The sequence below is a fragment of the Streptomyces sp. NPDC096079 genome, from assembly GCF_040303145.1.
Lineage (GTDB): Bacteria > Actinomycetota > Actinomycetes > Streptomycetales > Streptomycetaceae > Streptomyces.
Genome location: NZ_JBEOST010000009.1, coordinates 55732 through 80947, shown reverse-complemented (window position 1 = coordinate 80947; position 25216 = coordinate 55732). Strand labels below are relative to the sequence as shown.

Annotated in this window: 21 protein-coding genes; 10 read left to right on the top strand and 11 right to left on the bottom strand. The window is 72.4% G+C overall.

The features are described from left to right. Positions 1–39 precede the first annotated feature (39 nt). Positions 40–1062: a LacI family DNA-binding transcriptional regulator gene (locus tag ABTY59_RS19735; RefSeq protein ID WP_352020271.1), complete on the bottom strand. Its 1023-nt coding sequence runs from the start codon at positions 1060–1062 to the stop codon at positions 40–42. A gap of 295 nt (positions 1063–1357) precedes the next feature. On the opposite strand from ABTY59_RS19735, the gene ABTY59_RS19730 reads away from it, so the two are divergent. From ABTY59_RS19730 to ABTY59_RS19715, 4 genes are all read left to right on the top strand, one after another. Then, on the top strand, positions 1358–2704 hold the full coding sequence (locus ABTY59_RS19730; protein ID WP_352020270.1) for an ABC transporter substrate-binding protein: 1347 nt from the start codon (positions 1358–1360) through the stop codon (positions 2702–2704). 88 nt (positions 2705–2792) lie between these two features. Then, positions 2793–3806 (top strand): carbohydrate ABC transporter permease, encoded by a 1014-nt coding sequence (locus ABTY59_RS19725; RefSeq protein WP_352020269.1) that lies wholly within the window; start codon positions 2793–2795, stop codon positions 3804–3806. A 4-nt stretch (positions 3807–3810) separates the two neighbouring features. Further along, positions 3811–4692 (top strand): carbohydrate ABC transporter permease, encoded by an 882-nt coding sequence (locus ABTY59_RS19720; protein WP_352020268.1) that lies wholly within the window; start codon positions 3811–3813, stop codon positions 4690–4692. Positions 4693–4740: 48 nt separating this feature from the next. Next, a complete protein-coding gene (locus ABTY59_RS19715) occupies positions 4741–6183 on the top strand; it encodes a GH1 family beta-glucosidase (RefSeq protein WP_352020267.1) in 1443 nt (480 codons plus the stop codon). Between the two features lie 60 nt (positions 6184–6243). Here the strand turns inward: ABTY59_RS19715 and ABTY59_RS19710 are convergent, their stop codons facing one another. Both ABTY59_RS19710 and ABTY59_RS19705 read right to left on the bottom strand, forming a co-directional pair. Beyond that, entirely contained in the window at positions 6244–6714 is a 471-nt protein-coding gene (locus tag ABTY59_RS19710; RefSeq protein ID WP_352020266.1) for a hypothetical protein, read from the bottom strand. 172 nt (positions 6715–6886) lie between these two features. Beyond that, the gene (locus ABTY59_RS19705) at positions 6887–7615 is read right to left on the bottom strand and encodes an IclR family transcriptional regulator (protein WP_352020265.1); all 729 of its coding nucleotides are present in this window, start codon (positions 7613–7615) and stop codon (positions 6887–6889) included. 170 nt (positions 7616–7785) lie between these two features. On the opposite strand from ABTY59_RS19705, the gene ABTY59_RS19700 reads away from it, so the two are divergent. Beyond that, positions 7786–8706: a glycerophosphodiester phosphodiesterase gene (locus ABTY59_RS19700; protein ID WP_352020264.1), complete on the top strand. Its 921-nt coding sequence runs from the start codon at positions 7786–7788 to the stop codon at positions 8704–8706. Positions 8707–8714: 8 nt separating this feature from the next. Here the strand turns inward: ABTY59_RS19700 and ABTY59_RS19695 are convergent, their stop codons facing one another. Next, positions 8715–9218 (bottom strand): HD domain-containing protein, encoded by a 504-nt coding sequence (locus ABTY59_RS19695; protein ID WP_352020263.1) that lies wholly within the window; start codon positions 9216–9218, stop codon positions 8715–8717. A 77-nt stretch (positions 9219–9295) separates the two neighbouring features. On the opposite strand from ABTY59_RS19695, the gene ABTY59_RS19690 reads away from it, so the two are divergent. Next, positions 9296–10222, top strand: a complete 927-nt coding sequence (locus ABTY59_RS19690; protein WP_352020262.1) for an LLM class F420-dependent oxidoreductase — start codon at positions 9296–9298, stop codon at positions 10220–10222. 31 nt (positions 10223–10253) lie between these two features. On the opposite strand, the gene ABTY59_RS19685 is transcribed toward ABTY59_RS19690, so the two are convergent. Both ABTY59_RS19685 and ABTY59_RS19680 read right to left on the bottom strand, forming a co-directional pair. Then, positions 10254–12524: an MMPL family transporter gene (locus ABTY59_RS19685; RefSeq protein ID WP_352020261.1), complete on the bottom strand. Its 2271-nt coding sequence runs from the start codon at positions 12522–12524 to the stop codon at positions 10254–10256. Between the two features lie 136 nt (positions 12525–12660). Continuing rightward, positions 12661–13368, bottom strand: a complete 708-nt coding sequence (locus ABTY59_RS19680; RefSeq protein ID WP_352020260.1) for a DUF2470 domain-containing protein — start codon at positions 13366–13368, stop codon at positions 12661–12663. Positions 13369–13509: 141 nt separating this feature from the next. On the opposite strand from ABTY59_RS19680, the gene ABTY59_RS19675 reads away from it, so the two are divergent. The 3 genes from ABTY59_RS19675 to meaB are packed head-to-tail and all read left to right on the top strand — an operon-like array spanning position 13510 to position 18478. Next, positions 13510–15324, top strand: a complete 1815-nt coding sequence (locus ABTY59_RS19675) for a methylmalonyl-CoA mutase family protein (protein ID WP_352020259.1) — start codon at positions 13510–13512, stop codon at positions 15322–15324. Next, on the top strand, positions 15324–17498 hold the full coding sequence (scpA, locus tag ABTY59_RS19670; RefSeq protein WP_352020258.1) for a methylmalonyl-CoA mutase: 2175 nt from the start codon (positions 15324–15326) through the stop codon (positions 17496–17498). The genes ABTY59_RS19675 and scpA overlap by 1 nt, the downstream gene beginning before the upstream one ends. After that, a complete protein-coding gene (gene meaB / locus ABTY59_RS19665; protein WP_352020257.1) occupies positions 17495–18478 on the top strand; it encodes a methylmalonyl Co-A mutase-associated GTPase MeaB in 984 nt (327 codons plus the stop codon). Before scpA ends, meaB begins: the two co-directional genes overlap by 4 nt. A gap of 39 nt (positions 18479–18517) precedes the next feature. Here the strand turns inward: meaB and ABTY59_RS19660 are convergent, their stop codons facing one another. Then, positions 18518–18958: a MarR family winged helix-turn-helix transcriptional regulator gene (locus ABTY59_RS19660; RefSeq protein ID WP_352020256.1), complete on the bottom strand. Its 441-nt coding sequence runs from the start codon at positions 18956–18958 to the stop codon at positions 18518–18520. 155 nt (positions 18959–19113) lie between these two features. On the opposite strand from ABTY59_RS19660, the gene ABTY59_RS19655 reads away from it, so the two are divergent. Continuing rightward, entirely contained in the window at positions 19114–20607 is a 1494-nt protein-coding gene (locus tag ABTY59_RS19655) for an MFS transporter (protein WP_352020255.1), read from the top strand. 57 nt (positions 20608–20664) lie between these two features. Here ABTY59_RS19655 and ABTY59_RS19650 read toward each other — a convergent pair whose 3' ends face one another. The 4 genes from ABTY59_RS19650 to ABTY59_RS19635 form a co-directional block, all read right to left on the bottom strand. Beyond that, entirely contained in the window at positions 20665–21549 is an 885-nt protein-coding gene (locus ABTY59_RS19650; protein ID WP_352020254.1) for a geranyl diphosphate 2-C-methyltransferase, read from the bottom strand. A 13-nt stretch (positions 21550–21562) separates the two neighbouring features. Continuing rightward, positions 21563–22954, bottom strand: a complete 1392-nt coding sequence (locus tag ABTY59_RS19645) for a family 2 encapsulin nanocompartment cargo protein terpene cyclase (RefSeq protein ID WP_352020253.1) — start codon at positions 22952–22954, stop codon at positions 21563–21565. A gap of 88 nt (positions 22955–23042) precedes the next feature. Then, a complete protein-coding gene (locus ABTY59_RS19640) occupies positions 23043–24458 on the bottom strand; it encodes a family 2B encapsulin nanocompartment shell protein (protein WP_352020252.1) in 1416 nt (471 codons plus the stop codon). A gap of 375 nt (positions 24459–24833) precedes the next feature. Next, positions 24834–25184 carry a GNAT family N-acetyltransferase gene (locus ABTY59_RS19635; RefSeq protein WP_352020251.1) on the bottom strand — a complete coding sequence of 117 codons (351 nt, stop codon included), beginning with the start codon at positions 25182–25184 and terminating at the stop codon, positions 24834–24836. Positions 25185–25216: the final 32 nt, after the last annotated feature.

Below are 25216 nucleotides of genomic sequence, written 5' to 3'. Positions count from 1 at the left end.
GGTTCCGGAGCCCTCGGGGCCGTCCGTGGGCGTCGCGGCTCAGCCGGACTCCCGCACCACCAGCTCTGTCGGCAGCACCTGCCGGCGATGCTCCCCCGGGGCCCCCGCGACGTCCTGGAGCAGCATGCGCGCCATCGTGCGGCCCATCTCCTCGATGGGCTGCCGCACGCTCGTCAGCGGCGGGTCCATGAGCCGGGCGACCGGCGAGTCGTCGACCCCGACGAGGGCCACGTCCTCCGGTACCCGGCGGCCAGCCTCGCGCAGGGCAGCGCGCGCGCCCGCCGCCATCACGTCGGATGCGGCGAACACGGCGTCCAGGTCCGGCCTCCGGTCGAGCAGCAGCTGCATGGCCCGCCGGCCGCCCTCCTCGGTGAAGTCCCCGACCGCGACCAGGGCCTCGTCGGGAGCGAGTCCGGCCTCCGCGAGCCCGGCCCGGTAGCCGCCGAGCCGGGCCCGTGCCACGTACATGTCGAGGGGGCCGGTGACGGTCGCGATACGGCTGCGGCCGCGACCGACCAGGTGGGCGACGGCCGTCCGTCCGGCGCCCACGTTGTCGGAGTCCACGTACGGCACGGACTCCGCCTCCGTGCGGCGGCCGTTCATCACGACCGGGACACCCAGGGCCCGCACGCGGTCGGGCAGCGGGTCGTCGCCGTGGACGGAGGCGAGCAGCACCCCGTCGACGCACTGGGCGGCGAGGTACCGCTCGAAGCGCTGCCGCTCCCGTCCGCTGCGGACCAGGGTGAGCAGGAGCTGCCGGTCGGCCTCGGCGAGTGCGGCGCCGGCCCCGCGGATCAGGTCGAGGAAGTAGGGCTCGGCGAAGAGCCGGGCCTCGGCCTCCGGGATGACCAGCGCGATCGCGTCGGTGCGGCTGCCCGCCAGGGCGCGGGCGGCCTGGTCGGGCACGTAGCCGAGTTCGGCGACGGCCCGGGCGACGGCGGTCCTCGTCCGCTCGCTCACCCGGGGAGAGCCGTTGATCACCCGCGAGACCGTGCCCCGGCCGACCCCGGCCCTGGCCGCGACCTGCTCCAGGGTGGGTCTGCCGCTCCGCCGTCCGCTCACGGATTCCGCACTCCCCTCGTAGGACACCCTGCCGCTCAGCCACGGCACCAAGCGGTGGGAGCGCTCCCAAACCTAGTCCACCGACAGCCCGTCGCGCCACGCGCCCGCGTTCAGGAGATGGACGCCGCCGCGCGTGCGAGCCGCGCGAAACCCCCGGAAAACCTTCCGGTAACGAATCCGCGTTCATCTCTTGACACTCGCTCCGCCAGGCAGCAACCTTCCGGCAACGACGTGGGAGCGCTCCCATACGCCGGTTCGACGCACAGAGAGCACCACCTTGGACGAGGAGAGTGGAATGCGTACTTCCAGCAGACGCGGACGCCGCGCGGCGATCGCGGCGGTCGCCGTCGTCGCGACCGGCACGGCCCTGCTCACCGGTTGCGGCAGTGACGAGGACGGCGGCGGGGGCGACGCGAGCGGCCAGGGCGGCGGGAAGATCACGCTGCGGATCGGGACCTTCGGTTCCTTCGGCTACGACGACAAGACCGGGGCCAAGCTGTACGCCGAGTACGAGCGGCTCCACCCGAACATCAGGATCGAGGAGTCGAACGTCTCCGACGGCCAGAAGTACTGGGACACGCTCAAGCTGCGCCTCTCCCAGAACAGCGGCGTCGCCGACATCCAGGCCGTCGAGGTCGGCTACATCGCCGAGGCGACCGGCACGGCCATGGCGAACAAGTGGGTCGACCTGGGCAAGGAGGGCGGCGCGGACCTCGGCGACTTCCTCGACTGGAAGGTCAAGCAGGCGACGACGGCCGACGGGAAGGTCATCGGCCTCGGCACCGACATCGGGCCCATGGCCATCTGCTACAACAAGGAGCTCTTCGCCGCGGCCAAGCTGCCCACCGCGCGCGAGGAGGTCGCCAAGCTGTGGGCCGGCGACTGGTCCAAGTTCATCGCGACGGGTGAGAGGTACAAGGCGGCCGCGCCCGCCGGCACCGCCTTCCACGACTCCGCGAGCGGCCTGTTCAACGCGGTCGTCTCCAGCGACCCGGTGCAGTACGCGAACGCGAGCGGCGAGCTCGACTGGGAGAACAGCCCCGGCGTGAAGAACGCCTGGGACACCGCCGTGAAGGCGGCGCAGAGCGGACTCACCGCCAAGCTGCGCCAGTTCGACGAGAAGGGCACGTGGAACGCGGCCTTCAAGAACTCGAAGTTCGCCACGGTCGCCTGCCCGAGCTGGATGACCGGCATCATCAAGGACCAGGCCGGCCCCGCCAACCAGGGCAAGTGGGACATCGCCGCGCCGCCGGTCGCCGGCAACTGGGGCGGCTCCTTCCTCGCCGTGCCCAAGGCCGGCAAGCACACCAAGGAGGCCGCCGCGCTCGCCGCCTGGCTGACCGCCCCGGAGCAGCACGCCAAGGTGTTCGCGGTCAACGGCAACATCCCCTCCTCCAAGGACACGCTCCTCTCCTCGGCGGTCCAGGAGGCGAAGCTGCCGTACTTCGGCGACACACCGGTCGGCAAGATCTTCTCCAGCGCGGCGGCCGGCATCACCCCCGCCGCCATCAGCCGCTACGACGGCCAGGTGAAGACCTTCCTCACCGACAACGGCATCCTCGACATCGAGCAGCGCGGCACCGACCCGGCCAAGGCCTGGGAGAACGTCAAGAAGCTGGTCGACGACAAGATCGACCAGTAGCGGGGGCGCCCGCCGGTCCGCCGCCGCCCCGCGCGGCGGACCGGCGCCGTCCGCACGACCGCACGCATCGACCTGGAAGGACGCCCCCGTGGCCACCTCCGTTCGGGCGGGGCGGGACGGTACTCCGCCGCCCGCCGCACCGCCCCACTCCCCCGACGCCCCCGGTTCCGGGCGCCGCCGCTCCTCCCCGGGCGGCCCGCGCGGCTCGTTCCACCGCTGGGACGTCAAGGCGAGCCCGTACGTCTTCGTCGCCCCCTTCTTCCTCACGTTCGCGGCCTTCGGCCTCTTCCCGCTGATCTACACGGGCTGGCTCTCGCTGAACCGGGTCGAACTCGGCGGCGATCCGGCGTGGAAGGGCCTGGAGAACTACACCGACCTCGCGACCAGCGAGTTCTTCTGGAACGCACTGTTCAACACCTTCACCATCGGGGTCATCTCGACCGTTCCGCAGCTCCTCATGGCCCTGGGCCTGGCGCACCTGCTGCACTACAGGATCCGTGGCCGGGGCTTCTTCCGGGTCGCGGTCCTCGCCCCGTACGCCACCTCGATCGCGGCGGCGACCCTGGTCTTCGCCCAGCTGTTCAACACCGACTACGGCATGATCAACGGCCTGCTCGGCTGGATCGGCCTCGACCCGGTGGACTGGGAGTCGTCCAAGTGGCCGGCGCAGATCGCGATCTCGGTGATCGTCACCTGGCGCTGGACCGGCTACAACGCGCTGATCTACCTGGCCGCCATGCAGGCCGTGCCGCAGGACCTGTACGAGGCGGCCTCCCTCGACGGGGCCTCGCGGTGGCGCCAGTTCCTCAGCGTCACCATCCCGTCGATCCGGCCGACCATCCTCTTCACGGTCATCGTCTCCACCATCGGCGCCACCCAGCTGTTCGGCGAGCCGATGCTCTACGGCGGCAGCGTCGGGATCAGCGGCGGCAGCGGCAACCAGTTCCAGACCCTGAGCCTGCTGATGTACGAGAAGGGCTGGGTGACCGGCGCGCTCGGGCAGGCCTCCGCGATCGCCTGGGTGATGCTGCTGCTGCTCCTCCTGATCGGCGGCGTCCAGGCGCTCGTCTCCCGCCACAACCGCACGAAGCAGGGGGACTGACCTCATGGCCCGCACACTCGCATCACCCACGTCCGTAAGCCGGTTCGGGCAGTCGGCCGGCCGTCAGCACCACGCCGGTCCGCTGACCTACGTCCTGCTGATCCTCGCCGCGGTCGTCTCGCTCTTCCCGCTGTACTGGAACGTGGTCGCCGCCTCCCACACCGGCGAGCGGGTCGTGGAGGCCCCGGCGCCGCTGCTGCCCGGAAAGCGGCTCCTGGACAACCTGAGCTTCGCGTGGAACCAGGTCGACATGGGCGAGGCGCTGGTCAACACCACGGTCGTGGCGAGCCTGGTGGCCCTGTCGACCGTGCTGTTCTCCACGCTCGCCGGCTTCGCCTTCGCCAAACTGCCCTTCCGGGGCAGGGGCCTGCTGCTCTCCCTCGTCGTCGCCACCATGACGATCCCGCCCCAGCTCAGCGTGATCCCGCTCTACCGGATCATCACGGACCTCGGCTGGTTCGACCAGCTCCAGTCGGTGGTCCTGCCCTCGCTCGTCGCCGCGTTCGGCGTCTTCTTCATGCGTCAGTTCCTGGTGGAGGCACTGCCGACCGAGCTGGTGGAGGCGGCCCGGATGGACGGGGCGCACAGCCTCCGGATCATCTGGCACGTGGTCTTCCCGGTGGCGAGGCCCGCCATGGCCGTGCTCGGCATGCTGGTCTTCGTGCAGGCCTGGAACGACTTCTTCTGGCCGTTCATCGCGCTCACCCCGGACGGCAGCCCCACCCTCCAGGTGGCGCTCGCGGGCCTCGGCGCGGGCAACCACAGCGTCGATCACGCCGTGGTGCTGACCGGCGCCCTGATCTCCACCGTGCCGTTGCTGCTCGTCTTCGCCTTCCTCGGCAAGCACATCGTCGGCGGTATCACGGCCGGCGCCGTGAAGAGCTGACCGGCCCACCGTCTCCGTCACCCGTACCCGTGTTGGGAGCCCCCTCCTATGACCGCGCCCGAAATCCGGCCGCTCACCGCCCTCCGCTCGTTCCCCGCCGACTTCCTGTGGGGCGCCGCCACCGCCGCGTACCAGATCGAGGGGGCGGCGACGCAGGACGGCCGTACCCCGTCCATCTGGGACACCTTCTCGCACACCCCCGGCAAGGTCTTCGAGGGTCACACCGGTGACGTGGCCGTCGACCACTACCACCGCTTCCGCGAGGACGTCGGGATCATGGCCGAACTCGGCCTGAACGCCTACCGGTTCTCCGTCTCCTGGTCCCGGGTGCAGCCCACCGGCCGGGGTCCGGCCGTGCAGCGGGGGCTCGACTTCTACCGGCGGCTGGTCGACGAGCTGCTCGGCGCCGGGATCGAGCCGGCCCTGACCCTCTACCACTGGGATCTGCCGCAGGAGCTGGAGGACGCGGGCGGCTGGCCGGAGCGGACGACGGCCGAGCGGTTCGCCGAGTACGCGGGGATCGTCGCCGACGCCCTCGGCGACCGGGTGCGGCGGTGGACGACGCTCAACGAGCCGTGGTGCAGCGCCTTCCTGGGCTACGGCTCCGGGGTGCACGCCCCGGGCCGCACCGATCCGGTGGCCTCGCTGCGCGCCGCCCACCACCTCAACCTCGGGCACGGTCTCGCGGTCCAGGCGCTGCGCGCCTCGCTGCCGGCGGGCCGCCAGCTCGCGGTCTCGCTCAACCTCCACGAGATCCGGCCGCTGACCGGGTCGGCCGAGGACCTGGACGCGGCCCGCCGCATCGACGCCGTCGGCAACCGGGTCTGGCTGGGGCCGATGCTGGAGGGCGCCTACCCGGAGGACCTCCTCGCCGACACGGCGCACCTGACCGACTGGTCCTTCGTCCAGGACGGCGACACCGCGACGGTGAACCAGCCGCTGGACCTGCTCGCGATCAACTACTACACGCCGACGGTCGTCTCGCACGTGCCGGAGGGCGGGGAGAAGCCGCAGGACGACGGGCACGGCGACAGCGCGCACTCCCCGTGGCCCGGCGCGGACGCGGTCGCCTTCCACCGGGCGCCGGGCGAGCGGACGGCGATGGGCTGGGCGGTCGACCCGGGCGCGCTGTACGACCTGCTGCGCCGGGTCTCGGCCGCATACCCCGGTCTTCCGCTGGTGATCAGCGAGAACGGGGCGGCGTACGAGGACGTGGCGGGCCCGGACGGTTCGGTGCACGACCCGGAGCGTGCGGCCTATGTGCACGCGCATCTGGAGGCGGTGCACCGGGCGCTGTCGGACGGGGTGGACGTGCGGGGGTACTTCCTCTGGTCGCTGCTCGACAACTTCGAGTGGGCGTACGGCTACGCGAAGCGGTTCGGCGCGGTCCGGGTGGACTACGACACCCTGGAGCGGACGCCGAAGTCCAGCGCCCGCTGGTACGCGCGGGTGGCTCGCTCGGGCGAGCTGCACGCCCCGGACGGCGCCTGACGCGCGGGAAGGGCCGTGCCGGGTGCCCGGCACGGCCCTTCCTCATGTGCTGAGGGCCGGTCAGATGTCGACGACCCGGTAGCCGATGACGTACACGCCGCCGGAGCCCTCCACGCTGCGCCACTGGGTCTCGGCGCCGGCCTCGCTGCCGGTGACGAGCGTGGCGCCCAGCTTGTCGTCGCCGCTGGTGGAGTCGTAGTCCCACAGGGTCAGGGTGCGGGCCTGCTCCTTGCCGAGGATGAGCGCGGCGTTGCCGTTGCCGTCCGCCATGGAGCGCACGTAACCGGTGCCCATGGTCTGGTACTTGACGCCGTTGCCGGGCCAGACCTTGACGGCGTTGCCGTTGGCGTCGGTGATCTTCAGATAGGCCTCGTCGTGATCGCCCTCGCTGTTCTGCTGGCAGTGCAGTTCGAACAGCTCGATCCTCACGTAGTCGATCGGCTCGGCGTGCGCGGTGCCGGCGAAGGCGCCGAGGCTGCCGAGCGCGAGCAGGGCGGTGGCGGCCGTCCGTACGATCCGGTTCTTGCCCATGTGGTCCCCCCACACATCGGGTCACGGGTGTGACGTGGTGTCCGGTCCGCCTTCCCCGGCGGCTCCGGTGTGCCGTTTCCCCCCGGCACGACACCTACTGTGCCGGGCGGTCCGGTCCCGGCTCTCCGCGCGTTCCGCTGGACGGAACGGCTCCCGGGAATCGGGGGCGGGGCTACAGGACGAGGGCGGTCGGCGGGACCGGTCGACGCTGTCCGCCCCGGGCGAGGGCGCGGGTGACCGCGGCGCCCGCCTCGGCGACGGCCTGGGCGAGCGCGTCGAGTCCCCGGCCCGCGGGGACCATGCCGGCGAGCGCGGCGACCGTGCGGCCGTCCGGGGCGCGGACCGGCAGCGAGGCGCAGCAGACGCCGTCCATCACGTCCTCGCGGTCGAGCACGGCCCCGCCCCTGAGCGGTCCCCGCAGCGCCTTCCCGGCGGCGGTGTCGAGGCGGAACGCGATCCCGTCGCGGACGGGGAGCAGCGGTTCCAGCTCTCCCGGCACCGAGCTGACGGTGAGGGCCATGTCCTCGCGCATCACGGCGAGGACGACACTGGCGCCGGTGGCGGCCCTCAGGCGCTGGAGCGGCAGCCGGGCGGCGGAGCGCAGCCCGGGGTGCGGCTCCCAGGCCTGGCCGAGGCGGTACAGCTGGGGGCCAACGCGGTAGCGGTTGCCCTTCCGCTCGACGGCGCCGACCCCGACGAGCTGGTCGAGCAGGCGGTGGACGCTGCCCTTGGGCACGCCGCAGGCGAGGGCGAGTTCGGTCACCCCCGCCTCGTCGCCGGTGCGGCGCAGGGCGTCGAGCAGCGCGAACGCTCCCTCCAGCACTCCGCGCCCGCGCTCCGGGCGGGCCGGTGCGGCCGTGCTCGTGTCGCCGTCGGTTCTCGGTGCGGCTCCGGTGTCCATGTGTGTCCCCCCGACTCCGTACGCCCGGCCGTGGTCCCCCGATGGCGCGGCTGCGGGCATACGTCACACGATGCCGCAGACCGGGCCGTACCGGCGAAGGGCTGGTGTCGCCGGTCGTGTCGCCGTCCGTCGCGGCCCGATCGGCGGGGGACCCCTTAGGGTGGGCGGCCATGAGAGACGCTCAACCGCCCGCCGCCCGGTCCCGTCGGCGCGGGATCATCAGCCTGGTCGCCGTCGCCACCGTCGTGGCGGGGGTCGCGACCGCGTTCGTCGTCGCCGCGCCGCCCTCGTCGTCCGCGCCCGGTCCGGCGGCCGGGGCGTCGGCGCCGGCCGGTCCGTGGATGCGCGCGCCCGGGGCGCCGCTGACGGTGATCGCGCACCGGGGGGCGTCGTCGGCGGCTCCCGAGAACACCCTGGTCTCCGACGAGGTGGCCCGGCGGGGCGGGGCCGTCTGGATCGAGAACGATGTGCAGCCCAGCAAGGACGGGGTGCCGTACATCCTCCACGACACGACCGTCGACCGGACCACGGACGGCACGGGCGCGATCCGCTCGCTGTCCTCCGCCCGGCTCGACGGTCTGGACGCCGGTTCCTGGTTCGCCCCCGCCTACGCCGGGGTACGGGTCCCGACCCTGGCCGCGCAGCTGGCGGACCTCAGGGAGCGGGGCGGGAAGCTGCTCCTGGAGATCAAGGGGCCGCACACGCGCGCCCAGGTGGCCCGGATCGTGCAGGAGGTCCGCGACCAGGACATGACGGACCGGGTCTTCGTGCAGAGCTTCGACGTGGCGTCCCTCGTCGCCACGCACGAGCTGGCGCCCGAGCTGCCCCTCGGCCTGCTGCGCGACACCCTGGACGCGGACCCGGTGGCGGTGGCCCGGGACCTGGATCTCGCCGCGTACAACGTCGGGGACAGCGTGCTCGCCACCCGGCCTCAGGTGGTCGCCGACCTGCACGCGGCCGGGGTCGCCGTGAACGTGTGGACGGTGGACAAGCCGGAGCGCTGGAAGGCCCTGGACGAGCTCGGCGTGGACGGCGTCATCACGAACCGGCCCGCCCAGCTGAGCGGCTGGCTGTCCGGCCGGACGGGCTGAGCGGCTGGTCAGTGGGGGGTCGGCTCGTCCAGGAGGGCGGGGTTGACCACCCGGAGGATCGTCGCGATGTCGCCCGGGTCGGCCGCGGGCCACAGGACGGCCCTGGCGGCGCGGTACTTGGCGGCGAGCCGTTCGCGGGCGGCGGGCGGCAGGGCGGCGGCCCGGTCCGCGCGGCTGTTGTGCGCGTTGTCGGCGATCTTCACGAGGGTGGCACCGGGGTCCCGGGTGATGCGGCGGAGCTTCTCCTCGTAGGCCGTGGCCGGATCGTTGGTGACGGCCTCGACGAGGGCGACGACGTCGGCGGGGATCCCGGCGGCGAGGAGCCGCTCCGCCGTCCAGTCGGTGTCCTCGATGACGTCGTGCAGCAGCCCCGCCATGGCCAGGCGCGGACCGAACGGCTCCAGGCCGGCGGCGACCGCGCGGACGTGGGCGATGTAGGGGACGCCGATCTTGTCGAGCTGTCCGGCGTGCGCGCGGTCGGCCAGGGCGTCCACTTCGGCGAGCGTCTTCATGGGGCTCATCATCCCCGCCACACGCCGTTCACACGGAATCGGGAATGCCGGTGGGGGAGCCGCCGGTTGCCGCGGTCATGACTCTCGGTGTGACGCTCGCCTCGACCTCCCGGCAGCTTCCGATCGACGACACGGTGGCCCTCGCGCGGGAGGCGCACGACGCCGGTCTGCACTCGGCGTGGTTCGGCCAGTCCTTCGCGTACGACTCGCCCTCGCTCGCGGCGATCGTCGGGCGCGAGGTGCCCGGGCTCCAGGTGGGGACGTCCGCGATCCCCGTCTTCGGCCGCCATCCGCTGCTCGTGTCCAGTCAGGCGCAGACCGCCCAGGCGGCCACGGGCGGCCGCTACCACCTCGGGCTCGCCCTCGGCACCCGGCACCTGACCGAGACCGGGTTCGGTCTCCCGTACGAGCGGCCGATCGGGCTGCTCAGGGAGTTCCTCACCGCCCTGAGGCCGCTCCTGGAGACCGGCGAGGCGGACTTCCACGGCGAGCTGCTGACCGCGACGACCCCGTACTCGGCGGCGGTGCCCGGGGCGCAGCCTCCGGTGCCGGTGCTCGTCGCCGCGATGGGTCCGCAGGCCCTGCGGGTCAGCGGTGAACTCGCCGACGGCGTCCTGCCGTTCCTCGCGGGGCCGCGCGCGCTCGCCGAGCACATCGTCCCGGCGGTGACCGCGGCGGCCGAGGCGGCGGGCCGGCCCGCGCCCCGGATCGTGGCCCTGGTGCCGGGGGTGGTGACCTCGGACGCCGAGCGCGTGCGGGAGAGGGCTGCGGAAGCGCTCGCGCTCTACGAGCGGATCCCCTCCTACCAGCGGGTGATCGAGCTGTCCGGCGCGGACGGGGCGGCCGGGCTGGCGGTGATCGGCGACGAGGAGGCGGTCGCCGCCGAGGTGCGGCGCTACCGCGAGGCGGGGGCGACCGAGGTGGTGTTCAGCTCGACGGACCTGGGCGGCGAGGACGACCGCCGCCGTACCTGGAAGCTGCTCGGGGAGCTGTCGCGGGGGTGACGGCGCCTTCTCCGCAACCGGAGGCCGGGCCCTAGGTACGGGCCTCCTCCTCGGCCTTGAGCGCCTCCTCGCCCTCGGTGTCCAGGTGCGGAAGGATCCGGTCCAGCCATCCGGGGGTCCACCAGGCGTGGCGGCCGAGGAGGGTCATCACGGCGGGCACGAGCAGCAGGCGCACCACGGTGGCGTCGATGAGGACGCTGACGGCGAGCCCGAGGCCGAGCATCTTGATGACGATGTTGTCGGAGACGATGAAGGCCGCGAAGACGCTGACCATGATGAGAGCGGCGCAGGTGATGACGCGGGCGGTGATCTCCAGGGCGTGGGCCACGCTGGCCTTGGCGTCCCCGGTCCGCAGCCAGGCCTCGCGGACGCGGGACAGCAGGAAGATCTCGTAGTCCATGCTCAGGCCGAAGACGATGGCGAACATCATCATCGGGACGTAGCTCTCGATGGGCACCTTGCCGTTGACTCCGAGGGCGGGTCCTCCCCAGCCCCACTGGAAGACGGCGACGACGACGCCGTACGAGGCGGCGATGGAGAGGACGTTGAGCACGGCCGCCTTCACCGCGACCAGGACGCCGCGGAAGACGATGAGGATGACGAGGAAGGCGAGCCCGACCACGACGGCGATGATCAGTGGCAGACGGCTGGAGACGATGTCCAGGAAGTCGACCTGGGCGGCCGTGTTCCCGGTGACGTAGGTCTGCGCGTCGGTGCCGGTGGCCGCCTGTGGGAGGACGTCGTCGACCAGGTGGTTGGTCAGTTCGGTCGTCTTGGCGTCCTGCGGGGATGCCACGGAGTAGGCGGTGCCGACGAGGACGTCTCCGTCGGAGGTGGTCTGCAGCGGGGTGATGTAGGCGGCGTTCGGGACGCCCGTCAGCGCGTCCTTGAGTTGGGTGCCGAGGTCGGCGCGGTCGGCGGCCGGCACGGCCGACTGGTCGACGACCACGGTGAGCGGGCCGTTCGCGCCGGGGCCGAAGGCCGTGGAGATGAGGTCGTAGGCCCGCCGGTCGGTGAAGGACTTGGGGTCGGCGCCGTCGCCGATGTGGCCGAGCTGGATGAACAGCAGGGGGAACGCCAGGACGAGCAGGACGATCACTCCGCCGGTCAGGAACCACCAGGGGCGCTTCTCGACGCGCTGGGCGTAGCGGTGCCAGGTGCCGTGCGCGGGCGTCCCGGGCTCGGCGTCGGTCTCGGCGACGGGCTTGCGGACGTGGTAGCGGTCGATGCGTCTGCCGACGAGTCCGAGCATGGCCGGGACGAGGGTGAGGGCGGCGATGACGGCGGTGACGACCGTGAAGGCGGCCGCGAGGCCGAGTTTTCCGATGAAGGTGACGCCGGAGACCCACAGGCCGGACAGGGCGATGATGACGGTGCAGCCGGAGACCAGGACCGCGCGGCCGCTGGTGGTGGTCGCGAGGGCGGCCGCGTCGGCGGGATCGTGGCCGTTCATGAGGTTCTGGCGGTGGCGGGTGATGAGGAAGAGCGCGTAGTCGATGCCGACGCCGAGGCCGATCATGGTGGCCAGGGTGGGTGAGACGGTCCCGAAGGTGAAGGCGGCGGCCATCAGGCCGAGCAGCGCGAGCCCGCAGACCGCTCCGAGCAGTGCGGTGACCAGCGGCATGACGGCGCCGATGACGCTGCCGAAGCCGATGAGGAGGACGACGATGGCGACGGCGAAGCCGATGGCCTCGCTGGTGCGGTCGTCGGCGGCCGGGCGGGCGAGTTCGCCGAGCGAACCGCCGTACTCGACGTCGACGCCGGCGTCCCGGAGGGGCTGGACGGCGGCGTCGACGCCGTTGAGGTAGTCGGGGCCCAGGGTGGAGGGCGCCACGCTGAAGCGGACGGTGATGTAGGCGGTCTTGCCGTCGGTGGAGAGCGGTCCGACGTTGGGCGTCCCGGCCGGGAGCGGCGGCGGGGTGGTCCCGGGCGGCGGGAGCGGGTTCTGCGCGCCGATGACCTCCGGGAGCTTCGCCAGGGCGGCGACGACGGAGTTGACTGCGGACGCCTCCTGGGTGAGGGGCTTGGAGGGGTCGTTCAGGACGACCTGGGCGCTGTAGCCGCCCGCGGCGGGGTCGTGCGCCTTGAGGACGTCGAGCCCTTCGGCCGACTGCACTCCTGGAAGGGCGAAGTTGTCCTCGTACTCGCCGCCGACGGCCCGGTCGAGGACCTGGAGTCCCGCGACCGCCGCCAGCCAGAGGGCGATCACGATGACGAAGTGGCGGGCGCACCAGTGACCGGTTCGGTAGAGGACGCCTTTGGTGGGTGCTGGCCGGCTCTTGGCCGGGCTTCCTGCGTTCATGGCGTGGCCGTGTCCGGATAGGGAAGTCCCCGAGCGGTTCCGGCACCCGCAGCACGCGGGCCTACGCCGTCCATGGTGCGCCTGCCGCTGCGCTCCGGCATCTCGGCCGGGGTGGGGCCGTGGCCGGGATCCCGGCTCAGGTCAGCAGCTGGTCGGTGTGGGAGGCGCGGCGGGCGGCGGCGATGAGGGCGTGGATGCGGGGGCCGGCCTGGTCGACGTCGGTGAGGGGGGTGGGGAAGGGCAGCCGGGCGTCGCGGTCGTCGCCGGCGCGGTGTTCGAGGCGCAGGGTGATGCCGTACCGGTCGAGGGCGAGGGGCAGGACGCGGACGGTGTCGCGGGCGGGCCGCGGGCGGACGAGGCGGAGGAGCAGGGGGACGAGTTCGGCGTGGCGGTCGGCGAGGTGGGTGAGCATGGTCGCCTCGCACGTGGCCATCGGGTCGGGGTCGGTGGCCCGGATCTCGTCGAGGGTGACGAACGTTCGCCCGTCGTCGTCCTGGAGGAGTGCCTGGCCGAACTCCACGCAGGTGCTCGTGGTGGCGTCCGTGGTGTACGGGGCGGAGAGGAGTCCGGTGAGGGTGACGCGGGCGCGCAGCCGCCTGCGGACGGGGGTGGGGGCGATGTCGGTGAGCTCCAGGCGGACGGGGATGCGCGCGGTCCGGCCGGCGGGGCAGTCCTCGGAGGGGTCGTGGAGGTGGAGGTGACCCATCGGACCGGTGCCGTCGAGGCGGTGGACCTCCTGGTGGAGTCCGTCGGTGACGACGGTCATCGAGTGGGCGGAGGTCAGGATCGAACGGACGCGTTCGGCGGGGGTGGGGCGCGTGGTGGGGGCGCTGAAGGGACGCATGCGTGGTCTCCCTGATGAGCTGACGAGGACGCTCCGACGATGAACTTAGGCAAGCCTAACCTAATCCATCAGGGGGAAGAGAAGAAGGTCACAGTCGTACGCTCTCCTGCTGCTTTAGCGATCTCCCCTAGCATCCGAGCCATGACGGTCCTGCCTGACGACGAGCTCTCCCTGGCGTCCGAATTCCCAGACGCGCCACACGAACAGTGGCAACACCTCGTGGCGGGTGTCCTGCGCAAGTCGGGCAAGGAGGTATCCGGTGCCGCCGCCGAGGACGCCCTGTCCACCCTCCTGGAGGACGGCCTCGACACCCGCCCGCTGTACACCGCGCACGACACCGCGCCCGACCCCGGCCTCCCCGGCTTCGCGCCCTTCGTGCGCGGCGGGCGCGCCGAGGGCAACACCGTCGGCGGCTGGGACGTGCGCCAGCGCCACGCGACGGCCGACGGCGAGGCCGTCCTCGCCGACCTGGAGAACGGCGTCACCTCCCTGTGGCTCGGCGTCGGCGGCTCCGGCATCCCGGTGTCCTCGCTCGACGGCGTCCTCGACGGCGTCTACCTCGACCTCGCACCCGTCGTCCTCGACGCCGGCGACGAGACGGAGGCCGCCGCCGAACGGCTGTTCCGGCTGTACGAGGAGCGCGGCGTCGCCCCGGAGGCCGCCCGCGGCAACCTGGGCGCCGACCCCCTGGGCCAGGAGGCCCGCACCGGCCGCGCCGCCCGCACCACCCTCGCCGCCGCGGCCGGCCTCGCGCGCCGCTGCACCGACACGTACCCCGGGCTGCGGGCCCTGACCGTGGACGCCCTGCCGTACCACGAGGCCGGCGGCTCGGCCGCGCAGGAGCTCGGCTGCTCCCTGGCCACCGGCGTCGCGTACCTGCGCGGACTGACCGGGGCCGGACTGAGCGTCGCCGAGGCCTGCGGACAGCTGGAGTTCCGATACGCGGCCACCGCCGACCAGTTCCTGACGATCGCCAAGCTCCGCGCCGCGCGCCGCCTCTGGGCCCGGGTCGCCGAGGCCTGCGGCGCCCCGGAGGCCGGCGCGCAGCGCCAGCACGCGGTGACCTCGCCGGTGATGATGACGCGCCGCGACCCCTGGGTGAACATGCTGCGCACGACCATCGCGACCCTCGCCGCCGGCGTGGGCGGCGCCGACAGCGTCACCGTGCTGCCGTTCGACGACGCGCTGGGCCTGCCGGACGCCTTCTCCCGCCGGATCGCCCGCAACACCTCCACCGTCCTCATCGAGGAGTCCCACCTCTCCCGGGTGATCGACCCGGCGGGCGGCTCCTGGTACGTGGAGCGGCTCACCGACGAACTCGCCCACGCCGCCTGGGAGTTCTTCCAGACCGTCGAGCGGGAGGGCGGCCAGGAGGCCGCGCTGCGTTCCGGGGCGATCGGCGCACGGCTCGCCGAGACCTGGGCCGCGCGCAGCAAGAAGCTCGCCACCCGCCGCGAACCCATCACCGGCGTCAGCGAGTTCCCGGACCTCGCGGAGAAGCCCGTCGACCGCGCGCCCGCGCCCGAGGCGCCGTCCGGCGGACTCCCCCGCGTCCGGCGCGACGAGGCGTACGAGGCGCTGCGCGCCCGCTCCGACGCGCACCTCGCGGCCACCGGCGCCCGTCCCCGCGTCTACCTGGCCGCGCTCGGCCCGGCGGCCGCGCACTCGGCCCGGCTCACCTTCGCCGCCAACCTGTTCCAGGCGGGCGGCATCGAGGCCGTCACCGAGGGCACCTTCGAGGAGAGCGGCGCCCCCGAGGCCTGCCTCTGCTCCAGCGACGCGCTGTACGAGGAGCGGGCCGAGGCCGCCGCGGGCGAACTGCGCGCGGCGGGAGCCGCGCACGTCCTCCTCGCCGGGCGCCCCGCGTCGTACACCGGTGTCGACTCGTACGTCTTCGCCGGCTGCGACGCCGTCGCCCTGCTCTCCACGACCCTCGACCGCATGGGAGTGTCCTGATGTCCATCCCCGATTTCTCCGGGATCGAGCTCGGGGCACAGGCCGCCGGCGGCGGGACCGACGAGTGGCGCTCGGCCGTGAAGAAGGCGGCGGGCGGTGACGACCTGCTGTGGGAGACCCCGGAGGGCATCGCCGTCAAGCCGCTCTACACCGGGCAGGACCTGGAGGGCCTCGACTTCCTGGACACCCGTCCGGGCATGGCCCCGTACCTGCGCGGCCCGTACCCGACGATGTACGTCAACCAGCCCTGGACGATCCGTCAGTACGCCGGATTCTCCACGGCCGAGGAGTCGAACGCCTTCTACCGGCGCAACCTCGCCGCCGGCCAGAAGGGCCTGTCGGTCGCCTTCGACCTGCCGACCCACCGCGGCTACGACAGCGACCACCCCCGTGTCACCGGCGACGTCGGCATGGCCGGCGTGGCCATCGACTCGATCTACGACATGCGCCAGCTGTTCGACGGCATCCCGCTGGACAGGATGACGGTGTCGATGACGATGAACGGCGCGGTGCTGCCGGTCCTCGCGCTGTACATCGTGGCCGCCGAGGAGCAGGGCGTACCGCCCGAGAAGCTGGCCGGGACCATCCAGAACGACATCCTCAAGGAGTTCATGGTCCGCAACACGTACATCTATCCGCCCGGGCCGTCGATGCGGATCATCTCCGACATCTTCGCGTACACCTCGCAGCGGATGCCGCGGTACAACTCCATCTCCATCTCCGGGTACCACATCCAGGAGGCGGGCGCGACGGCCGACCTGGAGCTGGCCTACACCCTCGCGGACGGTGTGGAGTACATCCGCGCGGGCCGCGAGGCCGGGCTCGACGTGGACGCGTTCGCGCCGCGCCTGTCGTTCTTCTGGGCGATCGGCATGAACTTCTTCATGGAGGTCGCCAAGCTCCGCGCCGCCCGGCTGCTCTGGGCGAAGCTGGTGAAGCAGTTCGACCCCCAGAACACCAAGTCGCTGTCCCTGCGGACCCATTCGCAGACCTCCGGCTGGTCGCTGACGGCACAGGACGTCTTCAACAACGTCACGCGGACCTGCGTCGAGGCGATGGCGGCCACCCAGGGCCACACCCAGTCGCTGCACACCAACGCCCTCGACGAGGCGCTCGCGCTGCCCACCGACTTCTCGGCGCGCATCGCGCGGAACACGCAGCTGCTCCTCCAGCAGGAGTCCGGCACCTGCCGGAGCATCGACCCGTGGGGCGGCAGCGCGTACGTCGAGAAGCTCACCTACGACCTGGCCCGCCGCGCCTGGCAGCACATCCAGGAGGTCGAGCAGGCCGGCGGCATGGCCAAGGCCATCGACGCGGGCATCCCCAAGCTGCGGGTGGAGGAGGCCGCGGCCCGCACCCAGGCCCGGATCGACTCCGGCCGGCAGCCGGTGATCGGCGTCAACAAGTACCGGGTGGCGTCCGACGAGCAGATCGACGTCCTCAAGGTCGACAACTCCTCCGTCCGCGCCCAGCAGATCGCCAAGCTGCGGCGGCTGCGCGAGGAGCGCGACGAGACGGCCTGCCGGGACGCGCTCGACGCGCTCACCCGCGCCGCGGGCGGCGACGGCAACCTGCTGGAGCTCGCCGTCCGCGCCGCCCGCGCGAAGGCCACCGTCGGCGAGATCTCGGAGGCGCTGGAGAAGGTGTACGGCCGTCACGCGGCGCAGATCCGTACGATCTCCGGTGTGTACCGCACCGAGACAGGCGAGTCCCCCTCCGTGGAGCGCACCCGGACCCTGGTCGACGCCTTCGGCGAGGCCGAGGGGCGCCGGCCGCGCATCCTGGTCGCCAAGATGGGCCAGGACGGCCACGACCGCGGCCAGAAGGTGATCGCCACCGCCTTCGCCGACCTGGGCTTCGACGTGGACGTCGGCCCCCTGTTCCAGACCCCGGCCGAGGTGGCGCGGCAGGCCGTCGAGGCGGACGTGCACATCGTCGGGGTCTCGTCGCTGGCCGCGGGTCATCTGACCCTCGTGCCGGCGCTGCGGGAGGAGCTGGCGGCGGAGGGCCGCGAGGACATCATGATCGTGGTCGGCGGTGTCATCCCCCCGCAGGACGTGGAGACCCTCCTGGAGATGGGTGCGGCGGCCGTGTTCCCGCCGGGGACGGTGATCCCCGACGCGGCCCACGACCTGGTGACCCGGCTCGCGGCCGGCCTCGGGCACGACCTGTGATCGGTCTCGACACGTACGTGAAGGGCGTGCTCGACGGGAAGCGGGCGGTGATCGCCCGCGCGATCACCCTCGTCGAGTCGACGCGCCCCCAGCACCGGGTCCTCGCGCAGGAGCTCCTCACCGAGCTCCTGCCGCACAGCGGACAGGCCGTGCGGATCGGGATCAGCGGGGTGCCCGGCGTCGGCAAGTCGACCTTCATCGACGCGTTCGGGACGATGCTGACCGGGCTCGGCCACCGGGTGGCGGTGCTCGCCGTCGACCCGTCGTCGACCCGCACGGGCGGCTCGATCCTGGGCGACAAGACCCGGATGGAGCGGCTCGCCGTGGACCCGGCGGCCTTCGTCCGCCCCTCCCCCAGCGCCGGCACGCTCGGCGGGGTCGCGAAGGCGACCCGCGAGTCGATGGTGGTGATGGAGGCCGCGGGGTACGACGTGGTGCTGGTGGAGACGGTGGGCGTCGGCCAGTCCGAGACCGCCGTCGCCAACATGGTCGACTCGTTCCTGCTGCTCACCCTGGCCCGGACGGGCGATCAGCTCCAGGGCATCAAGAAGGGCGTCCTGGAGCTGGCCGACGTGGTCGCCGTCAACAAGGCGGACGGCCCGCACGAGCGGGACGCCCGCGCCGCCGCCCGTGAGCTGGCGGGCGCGCTGCGGCTGATGCACGGCGCCGACGCGGTCTGGACCCCGCCGGTCCTGAGCTGCAGCGCGCGGGAGTCGGCCGGTCTCGACGAGGTCTGGGAGCGGCTGCGGCAGCACCGGACGCTGCTCGACTCCACGGGCCGCCTCACCGCCAAGCGCCAGGACCAGCAGGTCGACTGGACCTGGACGATGGTCCGCGACGAGCTGCTGCGGCGGCTGAGCGCCGACCCGGCGGTCCAGGACGTGACGCCCGCCCTGGAGCGGCGGGTCAGGGACGGCGAGCTGACGGCGACGCTGGCCGCCGAGGAGATCCTGCGGGCGTTCGGGGAGCGCCGGGACTGAGGACGACGGACGCCGGGCCCAGGGGGAGGATCCCTGGGCTCAGGCGTCCTTCTCCATGCCCGGGCGCAGCCGCGCGAGCAGGGCGTAGAGGGTGGCGCTGTCCTCGGCGCCGAGGGTGTCGAGGGCGCCGTGGGTCGCCTGCATCTCCTCGCGGACCCTCCGGATGACGTCCCGGCCCTCGTCGGTCGCGACGACGTTCTTGACGCGCCGGTCGGAGGCGTCGGGCTCGCGGCGCACGAGCCCGCGGCCCTCCAGGCGGTCGACGATCCCGGTGACGTTGGACGCGTCGCAGACCAGCAGGGTCGCGAGGGCGCGCATCGGCAGGGGCCCGTTCAGCTGGGCGAGGACCTTGGCCTGCGTGGACGTGAGCCCGTGGTGGGCCGCGGCCGCGGCGAAGTCGCGCCACTGGGCCGTGCCGATGGCGGCGAGGAGCTCCAGGAGCTGGAGCTTGGTGGGCGTCTCGGGGGTCGTCGCGCTCATGGTTCGAGCGTACTCAAGATCCTTGACATTATCAATTGTTTACTTAACAGCCTCAAGCATTTACTTGACCCCCTCAAGCATCAGGGCCTACCTTCGTCCTATTACTTGATGACATCAAACATCGACGATCTGAAGCTCCCAGAAGGCCCCCACACATGAGTCACGAGACCACCCTGCCCGCCGCCGATCCCCGGCGCGAGACGCGCGTCGTCTTCGCGCTGAGCCTCGCCGCCATGGTCGTGTCGATGATGCAGACCCTGCCGGTCCCGATCCTCGGCCTCATCCGCGCCGACCTGGGCACCTCGGCCGCGAACGTCAGCTGGGTGACCACGGCCACGCTGCTCTCCGCCGCCGTCTTCACCCCGCTGCTCGGCCGCTTCGGCGACCAGCACGGCAAGAAGCCCACCCTGGTCGCCGTCCTCGGCGTGATGGTCGCCGGCTCCGTCGTCGCCGCCCTGGCGACCTCGCTCCCCCTGCTGATCCTCGGCCGCGTCCTCCAGGGCGCCGCCACCGCGATCTTCCCGCTCGCCCTGTCCGTCCTGCGCGAGGAGGTCCGCCCGCAGAAGCTGCCCGGCGCGATGTCCCTCGTCAGCGGCACCCTCGCCTTCGGCAGCGGTCTCGCGCTCGTCGCCACCGGCCTGCTCACCTCCGGCTCCGACGCCGACTACCGCAGCGCCTTCTGGATGGCCACGGGCTTCGCCGCGATCGCCCTGCTCGCCGTCGTGTTCCTGGTCCCCGCCACCCGCCACAAGACCGGCGGCCGCACCGACTTCCTCGGCGCGCTCACCCTCGGCGCGACCCTGCTGCTGCTCCTGCTGCCGATCTCGCAGGGCCACGAGTGGGGCTGGACCTCCGGCCGCACCCTGGGCAGCTTCGCGGCCGCGGCCGTCATGACCGTCGTCTGGGTGTTCACCGAGCTCAAGGTCCGCGAGCCCCTCGTCGACATGCGGATGTTCGTGCACCGGCCGGTGCTCATGGCGAACCTGGCCGGCATCCTCGTGGGCTTCGGCATGTTCGCGAACTTCCTGGGCGTCTCGTACCTCGTCCAGATGCCCGAGGCCCTCACCGGATACGGCTTCGGCGCCTCGATCCTGCGGGCCTCCGTCGAGTTCCTGCTGCCCGGCGCGATCGTCTCCCTGCTCGCCTCGCCCATCGGCGGCAGGCTCGTCCGCCACCGCGGCCCGCGCACGGCCCTGACCCTCGCCGCCGCGCTCGGCGCCGTGGGCTTCGGCTGGCTCGCCCTCGACCACGGCCACACCGCGTCGGTGATCGGCGCCGGCGTGATCGTCGGCGCGGCCGTCAGCTTCGGGTACGCGGCCATGCCCGCCGTCATCATGGCGAGCGTCCCGCACCACCAGAGCGGCATCGCCAACGGCATCAACTCGATCTCCCGCTCCACCGGCAGCGCGGTCGGCAGCGCCGTGGTCACCACGATCCTGGCCTCGCAGACCATCGGGCACCTGCCCGCGGGCGTCCCGGCCCTGCCCGCCGAGTCCGGGTTCACCCTCACCTTCTGGATCGGCGCCGCCGCCTTCGCGCTGGTCGCGGTCATCGCCCGCTTCGGCCTCCGGAACGGCCAGGCGCCCCGCACCGAGCGGGTGGGCGCGCCGGCCGCCGGGACCGCCGTCAAGGAGAAGGCCGCGGCATGACGAGAGGGGCGGGCCCGTCCGGCGACGGGCCCGCCCCTCTGCCGTGCGCCCTCGGCGTCAGACGCGGTCGGCCGCGATCAGGACGTACTGGAAGGACCCGTCCCTGTACGACTCGATGAACGCCTCCTCGATGCCGGTGACCAGCGAGGACGTGGCCCGCAGCTCCCAGTAGGGCAGGGTGTCCGGCGTCAGGTCGATGACGGCCTGCGGGACGAGCCGGTTGTCGGCCATCGCGCGCAGGTACTCACGGCGGGAGTGGATGTTGCACTCGAAGTGCGCGTTGATCTGCGAGACCCACTTCGAGGGCTGGCCGTACTTCGGGTTCCAGCAGCCGGTGACGGTCACGTAGCGGCCGCCGACCTTGAGGAACCGCGCGTGCTCGGCGAACAGGTCGTCCAGGTCGACGTACATGCTCGACTCGTTGTTCCACGAGGCGGCGATGCTGCCCTTCTCGAAGGGGGTGTCGAGCATGTTGCAGACCTGGGCGTGGACATGGCTGTCGATGCCCAGCTCCTTGGCCCGCTTGTTGCCGAAGTCGGCCTGCGTGGAGGAGAGGGTCACGCCCTCGACCTTGCAGCCGAAGCGCAGGTGGGCCATGACGCTGGAACCGCCGCGACCGCACCCCGCGTCGACCAGCGTGTCCTCGGCACCGATCGGGCCCAGGTGGTCGAGGAGCACCTCGGCCTGCGCCGACTCCAGCCGGTGCAGCTCGGCGATCAGCTTCTTCTCGTACTCGCTGTCCTCGACGTCCCCGAGGGCGGCGTGGTCGACGGCCCCGATGCCGTAGTGGTGGTGGTACAGCCCGTCGACGTCACCGAGGCGCAGGTTCACGGGCCTGGCCTCGGCGTTCCAGTAACGGGCGATGTCTCCCTGGTACGGCGTCGCCGGGCCGGGGACGAACGCGGTGGTGCCGTTGACGGTGGGGAGCTCGGTGTTGGTCACAGATGAATCCTTCTTACCAGAAATCGGGCAGGCTGTAGCGGTAGGTGTTGGTCTGGTGCCAGTAGTGGTTGCCGTCGACCCACACGGCCACGCCCTTCAGGAAGCGGAGCACGCTCGGGACGGGGCAGGCGGCGGCCAGTTCGGCGGAGGCGGCCTCGAAGTCGCGCATGAGGTCGTTGTGGACCTCCACGGCCTTCAGGTACGCGTCCTTCTCCGAGAGGGACTCCCGGTCGGCCAGCACCACGGGCAGGTTCATGTGCCGCCCGGGGCTGGCGAGTTCCTTGGTGTACGAGTACAGGTCGTTGACGATGGTGCTGGCGTTGCCGGCCAGCGCCAGGACCCGCTGCATCGCCGGCTGGGCGTGCAGGTCGGCGGGGAGCTCGTAGCCGCCGACGGTGTCGGTGATGGTGGGACAGGGACGGAAGTTGTTGAACTGACGCATCGTCAGGTACTCCCACACCTCGGGCACGTGGTTCGTCTCGTCCCACGCGGCCTCGGCGAGGTAGCCCATGTGCAGCCGGGCCATGTCGTGCCGGAACCGGTCGGCCTGGGAGGGCGTCGCCAGTCCGACGAAGTACTCCATGGCCGAGCGGTACGAGCGCCGGGGCGCGTCCGCGTGCAGCGACTCCGCCCACACCGGCTGGTACTCGGCGGTCGAGTGCAGCGGGTCCAGCGCGGTGTGCGCGAGCAGCAGCCGTCCGCCGAGACCGATGGGCGAGCCGCCGAGGTCCTCGCAGTAGCAGTCGTCCACCGCGTTCTCGGCGACCATCAGCCGGGCGGCGACCATCAGGTGCTCGATGGTCGGGGCGTCCGGGTGGCAGGCCACCATGTAGGGCCCGACGCGGAACCCGTCGAAGTCGCCCTCCCAGTCCTCGGGATAGAGCTGGATCTCGTCCAGCGCCCAGGACTTGATGCGGAGGCTCACCTCCTCCACGCGCACCGGGTCGGGCTCGGGGATCGGGTGCCAGTAGAGCCCCGGGATGATCAGGGCGCCCTCCGGCGCGGTGGGTTCCGCCGGGAGTGCCGGGGGTTCCGCACGCCGGACCAGGGACAGGCCCGCCGTGCCGAGGCCGCTGGGCCCGCGCGGCGCCCACCCCGGATCGGGCCGTGACGGCGCGACCACGACGGGAGCCGCGACGGCGCCGGCTCCGGCGGGGGTCCCGGCGGGGAGCCCGCTCGGGAGCCCGGAAGCGGCCCCGGTGGAGAGCCCCGCCCCCTCCCGGAGCCCGGCGGGGGCTCCGTCGGGGGCTTCCGGGCCGGGTTCGGTGGGGACGGGCCGCGCTTCGGCGAGGCCCTGGGGTACGGCGATGCCGTGGGCCGCCGCGTCGGCCAGGACGCGGGCGGTGAACGAGGCCGCGGCGCCGGGCAGGCTGGACTGCAGAGGGGAAAGCCCGGGATCGGGCATCCGTGACTCCTTGGAGAGGTGGGTGGGCCGTCCCGGATTCCGGGCATGCCGGCCCGGCCCGGACCCGACGGGAATGGTCGGACAGGCCCTAGTCGCGCCTGCGCGCGATCTGCACGTTCTCCAGCACGCCGAGGGCGTTGGGGACGAGGACCGCGGCGGAGTAGTACGTCGTGACGAGGTACGACATGATCGCCTGCTCGCTGATGCCCATGAACCGCACGGACAGGCCCGGCTCGTACTCCTCGGGCAGACCGGTCTGGCGCAGACCGATGACGCCCTGGTTGTCCTCGCCGAGACGCATGGCGAGGATCGAGCTGGTGTTCTCCTTGCTGATGGGGATCTTGTTGCAGGGCAGGATCGGGACCCCTCGCCAGGCCGGGACCCGGTGCCCGTCGAGCTCGACGGTGTCCGGGTAGAGCCCGGCCCTGTTCCACTCGCGCCCGATCGCCGCGATCGTCTTGGGGTGGGCGAGGAACAGCTTGGTGCTGCGGCGGCGGCAGAGCAGCTCGTCGAGGTCGTCCGGGGTGGGCGGGCCCGAGTGCGGCTGGATCCGCTGCTTGAAGTCGGCGTTGGGCAGCAGCCCGAACTCCGGGTTGTTGATCAGCTCGTACTCCTGGCGCTCGCGCAGCGCCTCGATGGTGAGCCTGAGCTGCTCCTCCGTCTGGTTCATCGGCCCGTTGTAGAGGTCCGCGACCCGGGTGTGGACCTTGAGGACGGTCTGGGCGACGGAGAGTTCGTACTCCCGGGGCTTGAGCTCGTAGTCGACGAAGGCGCCGGGGATCTCGGCCTCGCCCGTGTGGCCGGCCGACATGGCGATCTCGGCCTCGCCGTGCTTGTTCTGCCGCTGGAGGGGCAGCGAGCTGAACTCCTGGATGTGGGCCTGCAGACTGGGCGCCGTGGCGAGGATGTTCGCGAAGTCGGCGCGGGAGAGGGTGAGCAGGGTGCCCGCCGTCTCGGCGGTCGCGGTGTAGTCCCAGCCGGCGTCGCCGTCGAGGAGGGCGTTCTCTCCGAAGCGGTCGCCATCGGCGAGGACGGCGACGGCCACCTCGTCGCCGTACTTGCCGAGGGAGGTCTGGCTGACGCGGCCGTGGGCGATCAGGTGGATCTGCTCGGCGGGCGCGCCGCGCTGGACGAGCACCTCGCCGGCCCGGAAGTCGCGCTGGACGCAGCGGTCGGCGAGCGCGTTCAGCACCCCGTCGTCGTCGAAGCCTCGCAGCAGGGCGAGTTCGCCGAGTTCGCGGGGGATGACGCGGACGCGGGCTCCGTCCTGGACGAAGTCGATGCGGCCGTCGCCGACGGTGTAGCTCAGGCGGCGGTTGACGCGGTAGGCACCGCCCTTGGTCTCCACCCAGGGGAGCATCCGCAGCAGCCAGCGGGAGCTGATCTCCTGCATCTGCGGGGCGGACTTGGTCGTGGTGGCGAGGTTGCGGGCAGCCGCGGTGCTGAGGCTGGACTGCGGCCGGGGCGGGGCGGGCGTCACGTCCGGGCGGTCGTCGACGGTCATCGGGCGAGCTCTCCTTCGCGGGGGGTCGGCGATCGGCGTGCGGGCACGCCGAAATCCGGTGAAAGAAGATAAAAGGGGGGCGAAGATCCGGGAATCCGTCCAGATCCCGGGGAACAGTAACGGCCGCCGCGCCCGCCTCGCTCGATGAGTCCGAGGGCATTACCTCCATGCAGTGATCTTGCTCGAAACGATGTTTAACTCTCGATCAGCAGCATTCCGGCCAACTGATCGAAGGTCGGCCAACGACGCGCGCGGGAACGGCTCTTCGGTTCGCCCGTCCGGCCGCCCGAAGCGGAGTGCCGCGGGAGCCGGACGCGCACAACTGGCCCATCCGGGCGAAGTATTCGCACCCGCGTGCGTCGTGTTGACCCCGGGTCAGCGCCCCAGCTGTCCGTCCAGCCACTGGCGGACCTCGGGCGTCACGGGGTCGGTGATGTCGGCGAACTCCTCGTGCTTCTTCAGGAACTTCGCCACGTAGGGGCAGACGGGGACGATGCGCATTCCGGAGGCGCGGACGTCGGCGAGGGCCTGTTCGACGAGGAGCGAGGCCAGTCCCCGGCCCGCGTAGGCCTCGTCGACCTCGGTGTGGAAGAAGACGCGCCGGTCGTCGCGGTCGCGGTAGGCGGTCAGCCCCGCGCGCTCGCCGTCGACGAGGATCTCGTAACGGTGCCGGGGGTCCACCCGGCGGACGACGGGAGCGGTGGCGGCGGGGGTCTGCTCGGTCATGGGGTGTGCCTTTCGCGTGACGGGTGCCGGGA